This is a genomic window from Enterococcus sp. DIV0174 (assembly GCF_050529065.1).
GTDB lineage: Bacteria > Bacillota > Bacilli > Lactobacillales > Enterococcaceae > Enterococcus_B > Enterococcus_B thailandicus.
Window position 1 is genome coordinate 229569 of sequence record NZ_CP172881.1, and the last position, 15030, is coordinate 244598.

Annotated in this window: 12 protein-coding genes; 10 read left to right on the top strand and 2 right to left on the bottom strand. The window is 37.0% G+C overall.

Going from position 1 to position 15030, the window contains the following annotated elements; genetic code table 11:
* Positions 1 to 10: 10 nt before the first annotated feature.
* The 4 genes from IGJ93_RS01180 (at position 11) to IGJ93_RS01195 (ending at position 4352) form a co-directional block, all read left to right on the top strand.
* Entirely contained in the window at positions 11 to 616 is a 606-nt protein-coding gene (locus IGJ93_RS01180; RefSeq protein ID WP_373270166.1) for an NADPH-dependent FMN reductase, read from the top strand.
* Positions 617 to 635: 19 nt separating this feature from the next.
* Positions 636 to 1856, top strand: a complete 1221-nt coding sequence (locus IGJ93_RS01185; protein WP_086270553.1) for an NAD(P)H-dependent oxidoreductase — start codon at positions 636 to 638, stop codon at positions 1854 to 1856.
* 191 nt (positions 1857 to 2047) lie between these two features.
* Complete coding sequence (gene truA / locus IGJ93_RS01190) at positions 2048 to 2788, top strand: tRNA pseudouridine(38-40) synthase TruA (RefSeq protein WP_067483226.1); 741 nt, start codon at positions 2048 to 2050, stop codon at positions 2786 to 2788.
* A gap of 172 nt (positions 2789 to 2960) precedes the next feature.
* Positions 2961 to 4352, top strand: a complete 1392-nt coding sequence (locus IGJ93_RS01195) for a glycoside hydrolase family 16 protein (protein WP_285701239.1) — start codon at positions 2961 to 2963, stop codon at positions 4350 to 4352.
* A 230-nt stretch (positions 4353 to 4582) separates the two neighbouring features.
* Here IGJ93_RS01195 and IGJ93_RS01200 read toward each other — a convergent pair whose 3' ends face one another.
* Positions 4583 to 5299 carry a MurR/RpiR family transcriptional regulator gene (locus tag IGJ93_RS01200; RefSeq protein WP_071868568.1) on the bottom strand — a complete coding sequence of 239 codons (717 nt, stop codon included), beginning with the start codon at positions 5297 to 5299 and terminating at the stop codon, positions 4583 to 4585.
* A gap of 158 nt (positions 5300 to 5457) precedes the next feature.
* On the opposite strand from IGJ93_RS01200, the gene IGJ93_RS01205 reads away from it, so the two are divergent.
* From IGJ93_RS01205 to IGJ93_RS01230, 6 genes are all read left to right on the top strand, one after another.
* Positions 5458 to 6270, top strand: coding sequence for a carbohydrate deacetylase (locus IGJ93_RS01205; protein ID WP_071868569.1), 813 nt, complete (start codon positions 5458 to 5460; stop codon positions 6268 to 6270).
* A gap of 46 nt (positions 6271 to 6316) precedes the next feature.
* A complete protein-coding gene (locus IGJ93_RS01210) occupies positions 6317 to 7882 on the top strand; it encodes a PTS transporter subunit EIIC (protein ID WP_067483218.1) in 1566 nt (521 codons plus the stop codon).
* Between the two features lie 21 nt (positions 7883 to 7903).
* Positions 7904 to 9229 carry a 6-phospho-alpha-glucosidase gene (locus tag IGJ93_RS01215; protein WP_071868571.1) on the top strand — a complete coding sequence of 442 codons (1326 nt, stop codon included), beginning with the start codon at positions 7904 to 7906 and terminating at the stop codon, positions 9227 to 9229.
* A 263-nt stretch (positions 9230 to 9492) separates the two neighbouring features.
* Positions 9493 to 10332: a PRD domain-containing protein gene (locus IGJ93_RS01220; protein WP_067483214.1), complete on the top strand. Its 840-nt coding sequence runs from the start codon at positions 9493 to 9495 to the stop codon at positions 10330 to 10332.
* A 19-nt stretch (positions 10333 to 10351) separates the two neighbouring features.
* Complete coding sequence (nagE, locus tag IGJ93_RS01225) at positions 10352 to 12319, top strand: N-acetylglucosamine-specific PTS transporter subunit IIBC (protein WP_284590644.1); 1968 nt, start codon at positions 10352 to 10354, stop codon at positions 12317 to 12319.
* Positions 12320 to 12594: 275 nt separating this feature from the next.
* Positions 12595 to 13302: a GntR family transcriptional regulator gene (locus tag IGJ93_RS01230; protein ID WP_071868572.1), complete on the top strand. Its 708-nt coding sequence runs from the start codon at positions 12595 to 12597 to the stop codon at positions 13300 to 13302.
* A gap of 483 nt (positions 13303 to 13785) precedes the next feature.
* On the opposite strand, the gene IGJ93_RS01235 is transcribed toward IGJ93_RS01230, so the two are convergent.
* Positions 13786 to 14985 (bottom strand): enolase C-terminal domain-like protein, encoded by a 1200-nt coding sequence (locus tag IGJ93_RS01235; RefSeq protein ID WP_071868573.1) that lies wholly within the window; start codon positions 14983 to 14985, stop codon positions 13786 to 13788.
* Positions 14986 to 15030: the final 45 nt, after the last annotated feature.

The following is a 15030-nucleotide window of genomic DNA, read 5'->3' on the forward strand; positions in this document are numbered from 1 at the left end:
GAGAATGAAGATGAAATTTATTGGATTAGTAGGAACAAATTCAACGCGGTCAACAAACCGTGAATTATTACAGTTTATGAAAAATTATTTTGTAAATGAGGCAGAAATCGAAATTGTCGAAATCAAGGAGCTGCCACTATTTAACAAACCTGAAAACACAGAACTACCAAATGTTGTTAAAGAAATTGCTGGAAAAATTGAACAAGCAGATGGCGTAATCATCAGCACACCAGAGTATGACCATGCGGCTCCTGCTTCATTGATTAACGCATTAAATTGGCTTTCATATGGTATTTTTCCGTTTGTGGATAAACCAGTGATGATTACCGGAGCGTCTTACGGCACGTTAGGTTCTTCACGCGCACAAGCACATTTGCGCCAAATATTGGATTCACCAGAGTTAAAGGCACGAATTATGCCAAGCTCAGAATTTTTATTGGGTCATTCACTCCAAGCCTTTGATGAGCAAGGACGACTCATTGATGAAGAACAAGTCGCAAAATTACGTGAACTATTCAAAGATTTCTTACTCTTTGTCACAATCACTAGTCAATTGCAACATGCGCACCAAGCAAATAAACGTGAAGCCGAAAACTTTTCATGGGAAACGATTTAATCGAGGGGAGCAAACAAAGATGAAATTAATAGGTATCGTCGGATCAGCAGCTGAACTTTCATATAACCGTAAATTATTAACGTTTATCAAAAAACAATATCATGAACTATTTAATTTAGAAATCATTGAAATCAAAGATTTGCCTCTGTTCAATCAAGATGATGATCAAACAAATAGTCCTGCTATTCAACAGCTAAATCGCAAAATCTTAATGGCTGATGGGGTAATTATTGCTACGCCAGAACACAATCATACGGTTCCAGCAGGATTGAAAAGTGTACTTGAGTGGCTATCATTTAAAATCCATCCACTTGAAAATAAACCTGTAATGGTTGTGGGTGCTTCTTACTACGATCAAGGAACTTCACGCGCGCAATTACACTTGCGCCAAATTTTGGACGCACCAGGTGTGAATGCATTGGTGATGCCCGGAAATGAATTTTTATTGGGAAAAGCAAAAGAAGCATTTGACCAAGAAGGTCGCTTGATTGATCCACGAACTGTTGACTTTTTAGGCAGTACATTAGCAAGTTTTGTAAAATTCATTAAAGTCGTGTCTACCTTAGCAGGGCCTAAAAAGCTTCCACCAGAAGATTTGCATGCGACAGGAACAATTGCTACGACAATACCCGATGTTGATATGTCAGATGATCATTGGTTGGAAAAAGCTTCTGAAGCAGTCGGGGCCGTTTCTGGAAATACTTACGTCAAATTAAATCGTGGGTTATTGACAGTAGATCAAATCAATTACTTTTTAGATTCGATGCCGATGGAATTAACTTTTGCAGATAATAATAACCAATTTTTATATTATAATTTGCGCCAAGAAGCGAAAGAGATGTTAGCTGCTCGTGTGCCCGGTCAGGTAGGAAATCCGTTAGCCAACTGTCACCCAGAAAAATCGTATAAAAATGTGGAGTGGGTAATTCAACAACTGCGAAGCGGAGCAACAGATGCGGTACGTGTTCATGTACCAAAACAAGTGCCAGAAAAATATATTGTGCATAATTACCAAGCAATGCATGATGAAAATGGAGAGTATGCTGGAATCAATGAATACATTCTTGATTTCAAACCAATCATTGAGTGGTATTTACAACAAACGGGTCAACAACTTGTTGGAAATGAAGATGCGGTTTCAAGTGCATCTGTTCATGGTGAAAAAACAGATGCAGTAACCAGCGCTAGCACACACGATGAAACTGCAGTAGATGCAGTTTCGAGTGCTTCTGTAAAATAAAAACAATAAAACAATCAGGACAGCGCTCAATTCGTTGTTTCTGATTGTTTTTTATTGGCGCGGAAAAGTTGTTAGTAGAAAACAGTTCCTTTTTTTAATATGAGCAATGATCTTTGGTATAATGAGCGATGAGTTAAGAAACGAAATTGCGTCATTCACAACGCATCATTCATAATAAGAGGAGCAGACACATGAGAAATATCAAACTAACAATTGAGTATGATGGACGTCGCTATCTTGGCTGGCAACGTCTTGGTGATTCAGATAAAACGATTCAAGGTAAAATTGAAGCTGTGTTAAAACAAATGACAGGTGAAACCATTGAGATTATTGGCTCAGGGCGTACAGACGCTGGTGCACATGCGAGAGGACAGATTGCTAATTTTAAGACAGAGTCAACAATGGATCGATTGGCTATGTGTGAATTTTTGAATCGTTTCTTACCTGGTGATATTGTCGTCAAGAAGGTTGAAGAAGTGCCAGAAAGATTCCACGCTCGTTACAACGCAAGTGGTAAAAAGTACAGCTATTATGTTTGGAACGACCCAATCCCAACAGCTTTTGAACGTTATCACAGCTTTTATGTTCCACAAGAGTTAAATCTGGATGCGATGAACGAGGCTTGCAAACGATTAGTAGGTACACATGATTTTATTGGTTTTTCTGCCTTGAAAAAGAGCAAGAAATCTACAACAAGAACGGTTGAAAAAATTACGATTGAAAAAGATGGAAGTATGCTTCACTTTACTTTTGTTGGTAATGGTTTTTTATATAAAATGGTTCGAATTATGATGGGCACATTGTTAGAGATTGGTGCAGGAAAGATGCCAGTGGCTGCCATTGATGAGATTTTTGAACAAAAAGTGCGGAAAAGTGCGGGAGAAACAGTGCCAGCGCAAGGACTATTTCTTGATGAAGTGTATTATCACTAAATCCAAAATAATTAAAGTAGCTGAAAAAGAAGAAATGAGCCTTTGGGTTTCATTTCTTCTTTTTGCAACTATTTTCAAAATGTAAAAATAGATTCATGATAACAAATCACAATCAAGTCGCTAAAAAGCTGTGCTACACTTTGGTTGAATAAAGATGAAAGGGGTTTCTTTTATGAAAAAGTTATTTTGTGTATTGGCTGTGGTAAGTGTTGGATTGAGTTTAGAAAAAGTGGTAGCAGCAGAGGAACAAATTCCAGAAAAAAATGGATATACCCTAGATTTTCATGATGAATTTAATGGACCAACTTTGGATCAATCAAAATGGAGCGATAAGTATTTGGAACATTGGGCAGATAATCCAGATGATGCCAAAGCAAATTATCGTTTTGAAGAAGGAAAATTGATTGAGTCTATTCAACCAGATCAAAAAGCTTGGGCACCAACACTAGACAAGGATAATTATGGATACGGAACAACAGGTGTCAAATCCAGTGCAATTCAATCATTTAATAAAAACTGGATTCATAATTTTAGTGGCAGCAAGAAGCTAATGTCTCCTATCTCACCTGAAAATGAAATGTTGGGGGATGAGAAAACTGGTGGGTATGCGACAACGTATGGTTATTTTGAAATTCGAGCAAAATTATCAAATAGTAGTGGTGGCGGCCATCAAGCATGGTGGTTAGTTGGTATGCAAAATGACACGAATGATTGGGAAAATTCAAAAGAAACAGGCGAAATTGATATTATTGAAACTTTTTTTGATTACAGTAAAAATGTTCAGCGACCAGTTGGAACAAAGAACGTTACAGAAGACAATCGCCAGAAAGGCTTATGGCAAGTATGCACATATGGTTGGAATGATCCTTTCTTTTCAAGATCGTGGACAGATAGTACGACAGCAACAATTGGCGGTGCAGAAGCTGTTGTTCCAGGAGCAGTTGGAGTAGATAGCTTAACTAATGAATTTCATACGTATGGTATGGAATGGGAACCTGGTTCACTGAAATTTTATTTTGATGGTCAATTGTTCAGGACAATTAATCAAGCACCAGATTATCCAATGGGGATGATTTTAAATATATACACAGATGCAGGATCAGGAAAACACAATGAGGTCTATCCTAAAGAATGGGCGATTGATTATGTACGGGTTTATAAAAAAGATGCGGGCTATGATATACCAAAACAAGGAATTAAAAATCGTGAGACAGGTGAATTTCTTAGTTTGGCTACGGAATCAGACAAGGTGATTCTGTCTACGACAAACGAAAATCTTGAAAAGTGGCAAATGATTCCTAAAGGTGAGTATTTTCTGATTAAAAATGCAAGGACAAATGAGTTGTTACACAATGAGCACCAAAAAGGTTATGTAGAACACGGCGTAGTGCCAGAAACGTATTACAGTGCACAGTGGAAAAAAGAAACCGTCGGTAATTACACTCGGTTCGTGAATCGTTGGAAACCGACACAAGTAATCCATATAGAAAATAACCTAGGCTATCTTGAATGTAGTCCTATTCACACTGGCGCTTGGAGAAGTAAATGGGAAATGATTGACTAAAAAGACCAAAGGAAATTTTGTTTTTTCTACGGGAAACGGTGAGGCTTATAAAATAATAAATAATATCAGAAAAAGGACGCGAGGAATGTACTGCCCCAAAAAATAGATTAAAAATCTAATGTTTTGGAAGTGGGTACAAAATTAGCGTCCTTTTTTGCATCGTTGATTGGTAAAAATCGATGCATTGATTCAACGAGTGAATAGAAACAATAGCAAATTTAGTGGTATTATCAATTGGCATAACGAGCAATCAGATACTCAATCAAATTTAAAGCATTACCGAAAAAATAATTCAGTTGTTGATTTTCTGGTCCAGAGTCAACAGTACCACTTTCGACTAGAAATGAGAGATCTCCTTTTTTGGCATAACTGCTGTTTTCGTTAGCCGTAATCGTGATAACATGTCCACCGTAATTTTTGCACTCGTTCATTTTGATTAAACCATTTTGATTTTCACCAGATTGAGAAAAAGTAATCAAGGTATGTGGGGTTTCGTCAGTAACGAGGCTAATTTCCACTCCCTCTAAGTCGATTGCATAAATTTTTTTTAGTAATAATTTTCGGTAAGTATAATCAACGAGAAACTGGCAAAATCCCTCGCCAAACAGATAGATCTTTCTCTCAGAAAAAGCTTCATTGAAGTAACAATCAATTTTTTCCCATTCATGATTAGTTGTGACAAACGAAAGTTCTTCGATTTGATTGACTGAAGAGGCAGAAAACTTATTGGAAAGAAAAAAAATAAGTTCTTTGAAATTATTAAATCCTGCTCGTTTGGCTAGGCGGCTGATTGATGAAGGCGAGGTGTAATTGATCTTGGCAATATTGCGAATATCTAAGTTTTCATCACTATGGATTGCTTCGACAATTTTTTCAATCATTCGTTCATCTTCTGAATGAAATGAGTTATTTGGGAATAAACGATTAAGATAATAAATTTTTGTCATTGAATAGTTCCTCTCTTGAAAATATTTTCAGTGTGTGAAAACGGAGTCAACTTGTTAAATAAGCATTGTATGCGCTTTATTAAGATACTATACTATGGCTATAAAGAAAGCAAATACAATTGTATGAATCTATTTTCTTTGATGAAAGAAGGTTAAGCATGAAAAAAGTAATTATCAATGCAGATGATTTTGGTTATTCTGCAGCTGTCAACGCAGGAATTATCAAAGCCTATCAAGATGGGGTATTAACTTCGACTACTTTGATGGCGAACATGTCAGGAAGAGACGGAGCGATTCAGCTTGCAAAAGAGAATCAGGGACTTGGCGTAGGTGGGCATCTTGTATTGACTTGCGGGCAACCATTGACACCTGCAACGTCATTAACAAATGAAGAAGGGCAATTTTATCATTTGGAAGATTATAAAAAAAATCGTCCGCTTATGAAAGAAGAAGAGATTTTCCATGAATGGTCAAGTCAAATCGATTACTTGTTGGAAAATGGGTTGAAACTAACCCATTTAGATAGCCATCATCATGTGCATACATTCCCAGAAAATTTAGCGATTACGCAACGAATTGCTGAAAAATACCAGCTATGCTTTCGAAACGCATTTGATTTGGAAAAACAAATCAACTTACCTTATCAAAAAAATATCAGTGGATTTCTTGATTTGATGAATTATCCTTCGATTCGTGATTTGAATCAATCATTTGCTGAAAATATGGCTGCTTGTTTGGCCGAGATCCAATCAGTAGTGGAACAAGTAGAAGATGATGAGGTGACTGAATTGATGGTTCATCCAGCATTTGTTGATGAGTCGTTATACTTTGGCTCAAGTTTTCATCTTCAACGAACCAAAGAAGTTGCCATTTTGTGTGCTGAACAATTAAAAAATTTATTGGATGAGCAAGAGATCACGTTGTGTAATTATCAAGAGATCTCAGCAGGTCACTTGATTGTCAATCATTAGCAAGTAGCTTAGTAGCATAAAGCCAAACTAAAAAAGGAGAAATAGAATGAAAGAGAAAGTTATGAAGTCGGCTAGTGTTTTTTCTAAAGCAATTATCCAACCAGTGATGTTCATGGCTGTTACAGGGATTATTTTGTCTGTCTGTGCAATCTTAAAACTTGAGATGATGCCAACTTTCACCAAAGATGTCGGGAATTTTGTATTTAATATTTTGTCTTCAGGTATGATTGGACAGCTAAGTGCGATTTTTTGTGTGGGGATTGCTGCAGCTTTGGCAAAACCAAAGTTCAAAACGGATGCCGCCATTTTAGGAATTATTACTTACTTGCTTTTCTTATACGCAAATAATTCATGGTTAACAATAACTGATCGTTTAGCAACCGCAGGTGAACAAGGTCTTTATGGAACTGGTCAAGGAATGGTCTTCGGGATTCAAGTCACAGACATGGGGGTCTTTTTAGGAATCTCATTAGGAGTGATGGTTGGCTGGATGGTGAATCGATTTGGTGAGATTAAGTTGCACCGGTATCTTTCACCTTACTCTGGGACAAAGTCTGTTTACTTATTGATTGTCTTTGTTACGATTTTGTTTGCAATGGGTATTACTTATGTTTGGCCAATGATTAATTTCGGTGTTGAAAGCTTAGTTAAGGCAACAACAACTGCTGGCTCAGCCGGATTTTTCTTTTATGGTTTCTTAAATCGTTTATTGCTACCACTTGGATTACATCATTTCTTATGGATGCCGATTTTTTATACACCATTAGGGGGAAGCGCCGAAATTGCAGGTCAAGTTTATGAAGGAGCTTACAATATTTGGCTGGCGGAATTGGGGAATGCTAGTCAAATCACATCAATGCATCCATCTATTGGTTATCTATCTAATTTTGGTTCGATTTCATTGCCTATTGGGATTGCTTTTGCTATTTGGAAAACAGCTAGAATCGAGAATCGTAAAAAAGTTGCGGCTATTTTAATTCCAATGGTTACAACGGCATTTTTAGCGGGTGTGACTGAACCATTAGAATTTTTATTTTTATTCTTGTCACCTGTTTTATGGTTAGCACATTCAGTTGTTTACGGACTAAGCTTATTCTTTACAAATTTAGTGGGTATCAATATCCAATTTGATACAGGCATCAATATGATTATCAACAGCTTTGCATTTCCAAGTCGGCTAGGTCATCAGTACTTGATTCCAATTATGTTTCTTGCAACGGCTGTCTTAGAATATGTCGTATTTAAGCAATTGATTGTTCGTTTAGATATTCCGACTTTAGGACGCGAGAAAAGTGAAGCTCAACTTGCGGCACTTGATGAAACAGTTGTTACAACAGGTATCGATAGTGAATTTGAGCCGCAAACACAAACAATTGTTGCTGGTTTAGGCGGTGCGGAAAATATTGAAAGCATCGTTAACTGCTATACGCGTCTACGAGTAGATGTAAAAGATGAACAAAAAGTTGACATCGACTTACTGAAACAAAAAGTGAAGGCGTCAGGTATTGTGGATAAAGGAAAGCATATCCAGATTATTATTGGGATGGGTGTAGAAGAAGAACGGGAAAAAGTAGAAGCGTATCTGACTCATCTAAAAGAAATGAATAATTAAGATAAATGGAGGAAAACAACAGTGGGAAATAAATTTGTAATGATTGGTGGAGGATCAACACAGTCACCAGGAATTTTAGAAGTTTTACGAAAACGTGCAGAAGAATTGAATCTAAGTGAATTAGTTTTATATGATATTGATGAAGAAAGAGTGTCACTACTTGGCCAATATACGAAAATGTACTATCAAGAACTAGGTTCAAAAGTGGCAGTTAGTTATACAACAAACATTGATGAAGCATTAGTTGATGCTGATTTCTTATTCATGCAAATTAGACCAGGCTTGAACAAACAACGTGCAATTGATGAAAAAATTTGTCTTAACAATGGTGTTGTTGGGCAAGAAACTTGTGGACTAGGTGGATTTTCATTTGCTATGCGTGTGATTCCAGCAGTGTTAGAAATTATTCGAAAGGTAAAAGAAATTTGTCCAAAGGCGTGGATTCTCAATTACACAAATCCAGAAGCCATTTTGTCAGAAGCAATCTATCGAGAATTTCCTGATGCAAATGTATTGTGTATTTGTGATATGCCGATTTCAATTGAAGGTGCGATAGCTAAATATTTCAATAAAGATTTACGTGACTTAACCTTTAAATATTTTGGAATGAATCACTTTGGTTGGTGGACGAATATTATTGATGAGACAGGAACAGACCTTTTACCAATCTTAAGAGAAGACGTTCTTTCTGGTAAAATCGATACATTATTACAATCAAATGATGAAACGAAAGAGGATCAATATTGGATCGATACCTATCGTCAGATGATTAGTTTATTCAAACGGTTCCCAGAATATTTCCCAAATTGCTACTTGCAGTATTATTTAACACCAGACGAAATGATTGTGCATGATGATCCTTCATTTACTCGTGGCGATTACGTAATGCAAGGTCGTGAAAAACGAATTTACGAAGAATGTCGGCGTGTGATTGCTAATGGCAGTGCCAAAGATTCAAGCTTGCACGCGGGTGTCCACGGAAATTATATTGTGGATATTGCCTATGCGATTATCCACAATACGCGCGAACGCTTTACGGTCAACAAAAAAAATCAGGGCTCAATCGCAAATTTTGATCCAGAAGCAGTAATCGAAGTTCCAGCATATGTGGGAAGTATGGGGGCAGAAACAATTACCGTCGGACACATACCAACTTTCCAAAAAGGACTGATGGAGATGCAAAAAGCTTACGAAAAAATGACAGTCGATGCAGCTTTGTCAGGGTCATATCAAACAGCATTAGAAGCAGTTATGTTAAATAAAACAATTCCTAACTATACAGTGGGTAAAAAAGTTTTAGATGAGCTTCACGAAGCAAACAAAGAGTTCTGGCCAGAGTTAAGTTAAAGCAACTGTCAAACGCAAAAAATAAAAAAATAAAGAAAGCGGTTGACAAAATACTATTTGGTCTATACAATTTAATTGTTAACAATATTGATTTCATGTGACTAGATCATACTAGGCATGGAAAGATGACGTGGGAGAGCAATTTTCCAGGTGATTTTTCCATGCTTTTCTTTTGTCTGGAAATTCTTTAGGCCAAAAAATTTCTGGAAAATGATTGTTAGTTGTGAAATCAAAAACCTATTTCTGCAGAAAAGGAACTCATTATGAAAATCAAAAAAATCTTTAATCAGAATGCTGTGTTGGTAGACGATGACGGACAAGAAAAAGTTGCAATTGGAAAAGGGATCAGCTTTGAGAAGAAACGAAATGACCTTATTTTTATGAAGGACATCGAGCGCCTCTTTGTCATGGAACCGGAAGGACAACTTCGTTTGCAAAACTTATTGAATCAAATTGATGAAAAATATTTATTTGCAGCTGAGGAAATCATTCAGCATGCAGAAACGATTTTAATGGAGCCGTTGAATGAACATATTTTGATTGCATTAACAGACCATATCGCATTTGCTGCCGAAAATATGAAAAATGGTATCGTGATTCGTAACAAACTATTACGAGAAATCGAAGTTTTGTACGCTGAAGAATTTCAAATTGCACAATGGGCAGTAGAACATTTGACGAAAACGTTAGATGTGCCATTTACTTACGATCAGGCAGGCTATATTGCCATTCATATTCATTCGAGTCGCAGAAATCAATTGAACAATCATCGAAGTATTCGAGAGGTGACAATTATTTCAGATGTGATTCGTTTAATCGAAGCAGAGCTTGAGGTTGATTTGCATACTCAAGAGATGTCTTTGAGCTACACGCGTTTAGCAAATCACTTGAGATTATTATTACAACGTTATAAGAACCAGCAGTACGCTGTTTTGGATGAAGATATTTTAAAAATGGTCAAGAAAAAATATATAGCAAGTTATGAAATGACGAAAAAAATTCGTGTTTTATTACTTAAACAATATCAAATGTCGATTACGAGTGAGGAAATGGGATACTTAGCAATCCACATTGAACGCTTACGTAGCGCTGTTTGTGATTAAAAATTAGGGAGAGAAAAAGATGAAAGCTTATATGCAAAGAATGGGTCGCTCATTGATGTTGCCAGTTGCAACATTACCTGTAGCAGCTTTGTTCATGGGGATTGGTTATTGGATTGACCCAAGTGGTTGGGGTGGCAATAATATTTTGGCGGCTTTTTTAATTAAAGCTGGTAGTACGATTTTAGATAATTTAGGATTGTTGTTCGCGGTCGGCTTGGCATTAGGAATGTCGAAAGACAAAGATGGTTCTTCAGCTTTGGCAGGGTTGGTTGCTTTCTTGACACCGATGACTTTGGTAAGTAGTGCATCAGTTGCATTGTTCACAAAAGTTGATGTTGAACAAGTAAACATTGCGTTTGGCGCAATTAACAACAAAAATGTCTTTATTGGGATTTTGGCTGGGCTAGTTGCCGCAGCAATGTACAATCGTTTTAGTAAAGTAAAATTGCCAATGGCTTTATCTTTCTTTAGCGGGAAGCGCGCAGTTCCCATTGTAACTGCTGGTGTAATGACTTTGATTTCGGCATTATTGATTTTTATTTGGCCACCAGTTTACAATACGCTTGTTTCATTTGGTGAATTGATTTCTGGAATGGGAGCAGTCGGTGCTGGACTATATGGTTTCTTTAACCGTCTATTGATCCCAACAGGTTTGCATCATGCGTTGAACAATGTGTTCTGGTTCAACCTTGCAGGAATTGATGATATTGGTAAATTCTGGGCAAGTGAAGGAACAAAAGGAATTACAGGAATGTATCAAGCTGGGTTCTTCCCAGTAATGATGTTTGGATTGCCAGCAGGTGCGTTAGCCATTTATCAATGTGCTCGTCCAGAGAAGAAAAAACAAACAGCTTCATTGATGTTAGCAGCTGCATTTGCTTCATTCTTTACTGGTGTTACTGAACCACTAGAATTTTCATTTATGTTTGTTGCTTGGCCACTGTATGTTGTTCATGCAGCTTTAACAGGTATTTCAATGTTTGTAGCAGCACTTTTCCATTGGACAGCAGGATTTAACTTTAGTGCTGGTTTTATTGATTTCTTCTTGAGTTTACGCGTACCAATTGCGAATAAACCATACATGTTGATTTTACTAGGTTTGGTTATGGCTGTCGTTTACTATGTTACCTTTATGTTTGTTATCAAGAAATTTAACTTGATGACACCAGGCCGCGAAGAAGGTACAGGTGAAGAAACGCCTGATTTAGCAACTGGTAACGATAAGTTTTCTGCTTTAGCAGATAGCATCTATGCGGCTCTTGGTGGAGCAAGCAATGTGACATCAATTGATAACTGTACAACACGTCTTCGTTTACAAGTGAAAGATACAAAACAAGTTGATCAATCAAAAATCAAAGCAACTGGTGTTCCGGGATTGAAAGTAATTGATGATCAAAATATCCAAGTTATTGTTGGAACAGAGGTTCAATTTGTAGCAGATGAAATGAGTAAATTACATGGAAGTCCTGTCAGCCAATCAGCTGGGACAGTAGTAGTTACCGAAGAAATCAGCAAACCAGAAGGACCACAAACACAAGATGTATATGCTGTAGCTACTGGGAAAGTGATTCCAATCACTGAAGTCGGTGACGAAGTGTTCTCACAAAAAATGATGGGTGACGGTTTTGCAGTTATTCCTGAATCAGGCGAAATTTTTGCGCCAGTTGCTGGGAAAGTGACAAGTGTCTTTCCTACAAAACATGCGATTGGTTTAGTAACTGAATCTGGAATTGAAGTCTTAGTTCACATGGGAATCGATACTGTTCAATTAAATGGTGAACCATTCACTGTCTTTGTTAAAGAAGGACAACAAGTGGGACGTGGACAAATGCTTGCAAAAGTCAATCTAGCAAGTTTGAAGGCAAGTGGTAAAGAAGCTGACATGATCGTTGTCTTTACAAATCCAGATAAAATCGATACATTCTCAGTAACAACTGGCCAAGATGGTGAAGTGAACGAAATTATTGGGACGGTAACGAGTAAATAGAGGTTGTGGCGCAAAACATTTAGCTCCGACTAGATAATGAGCAGGCACTCAAAGTAACTTCCAATGCTTTGTAGTAAATGTAAGTTATATCTATATAGAAGAGTCACTTTGAATCAACTCATGTAACTAAAAAAGGTTGCGACTTTTGTCGTAGCCTTTTTTTGATGAATAATAAAACGTGTGAATATTTGCTATACTAGAAGAAATAACTGGGAAAAATGAAAGATAGGTCTGCTTATCATGAGTTGTCATCATTTATAGATGAGGAGTTTTTTATGAAAAAAAAGGAATTTATTGTTCAAGATTTGCTGAGTAAAATTTATCAAGAAGAGTTCAAGGATGGTAAGTTGCCTGCCCAACGAACACTCGCACAAAAATACCAAGTATCTCGTTTTACGATTCAACAAGCAATCAAAAGCTTAGAGGAGATTGGAATTGTGCGCGTCGTTCAAGGATCAGGAATCTTTGTTCACGAAAAATGGGTTAAGAACCCATTGATATTTAATTCTTTGACACGCACGCCTTATGATCGAATAGAGTCTAAAATGTTGACGTTAGAAAAACGTTTAGCAAGTAGTGAAGAGTGTCAACTATTTCAATTAGAAGTTGGAGAAGAAATCTGGTCATTTTCGCGAATTCGATTAGTGAACTATAAAATTGAGCAACTAGAAAAATCATTGTTGCCAGTTAAATTGTTCCCTAAAGTAACAAAAGAAGTAGTCGAACATTCGATTCAACGCTTTGTTGAAAAAGAAGGGTACCGAATTTCACATTATATTAGTAACTACACGCCAGTGACTTTAACAAAGGCACAATCAGAAGTTTTAATGGTTAGAAGAGGAACACCAGCAATGCAAATCAAAAATCGAGCTTTATTGGCTGATGGTCGGATTTTTGAATATAGTGAGATTACAGCTATTGATTACTCGGTTACCTATATTCGTCCATTTGATCGAATGATTCATCAATCAAGAATTGATTGATGAGCTAATGAGAAAGAGGCAAGGACAATCAGTTGAATTGTCTTTGCCTCTTAGTGTATATCTTGAATTTTTTTGTTGGTACTTGTTTTTTTCAAATCTAACCGCTTTATGCTGCAACCTTATTCACGGTGTTCCCAAAGCAGCTCCTTCGGCAATAAGTCCTCTTTTCTTAAAATATGGAAAACTATTTTTAGAAAAGCATTCTTATTGCTTGAAGCTAAACGCTTTGCGCCACAACCTTATTCACGGTGTTCCTAAAACAACTCTGACAAGATAGTTTGCATTCACTACAAAATATGAGGAGCTATTTTGAGTGCCTGCTCACTATCTTGTCGGAGCTGAGCGTTTTGCGCCACAACCTTTTCCTCGGTGTTCAAGAAGTAACTCCTTCCAAATAAGCCTAAATTACTCAAAAATTTGGGAAGCAATTTCTGGTAATTTTTTCTTATTTATTGGAGCTAAGCACTTCTCTCACAACCTTTCTCACGGCGTAACAATTGCCCCATCTGGCGTCCTACTTTGTGTCCATTCATGCGGTCGATAAACAACCGGAAATTCAGCCGCTAGTTCTTCATTAAATGTAACACCAATGCCGACTTCTTCAATTGGATAGAAGAAACCATTTTTAGGTTGAGGAATATGCCCAAAAAGCTGTTGTGTATTTTTTGGCACATCAATATTTTCTTGGATAGCAGCATTATGAAGATGAATATTTAAATGTGTATTTACAGCTAAGCCAATTGGTGTGATATCTGACGGAGTATGCCAAGCAATACGAATTCCCATTGCATCACAAAAATGAGCTAATTTTAGTGCAGGTGTAATTCCACCAATCTGAGAAACGTGTGCACGCAGATAGTCGATCATTCGATTTCGTACAAGTTCTTGCCACTCCATTGGATTATTAAATAGTTCCCCAGTAGCAATAGGTGTAGAAGCTTGATTTCTGAGTTGTGTAAGCCATTCATTTTGATTAGGAGGCAAAAGGTCTTCTAGGAAAAATAAATGATAAGGTTCAGCAGCCTTTGCAAAACGAATCGCCTGATTTGGATGAAGACGTTCATGAACATCATGAAGCATCTGAAATTGATGACCATATTTTTGTTGAATGGTAGCAAACATTTTTAGTGTGGTATCCATGTATTCTTCTTGATTGAAATAAGAACCAGCGATTGGATTTTCAGGTGTTTGCAAATTTTTTGGATTACCTCCATAAAAACCTAATTGGCAACGAATATACTGGTATCCCTCAGACAAGAAACGATCAATTTCACTGAATAAATCGTCAATATTATCAGCAACTGCATGTGTATATGCGGGAATTGCGGTGCGTGCTTTTCCGCCTAGTAGTTGATAGAGTGGCATATCTGCTAACTTTGCTTTGATATCCCATAAAGCCATGTCAACGCCTGAAATTGCATTATTAGTAATTGGACCGTTTCGCCAATAAGAATTAACGTTCATCATTTGCCAAAGATCTTCAATTTGATTTGCATCTCGCCCTATAAGCAGAGGTTTGAGGTAGTCATCCACAACAGTTTTGACAGCTAGTGGGCGGAACTGAAAAGTACCACAACCTAAGCCAAAAACGCCCTTATTTGTTTCAACTTTGACCACTAATAAATTATGCCGATCTGGTTTGATCGCAAAACTTTTTATGTTCGTAATAATTGTTGGTGTCATTATATTCACTCCTATAGAAAATAATCTTGTGCTTCGTAGTTAGTA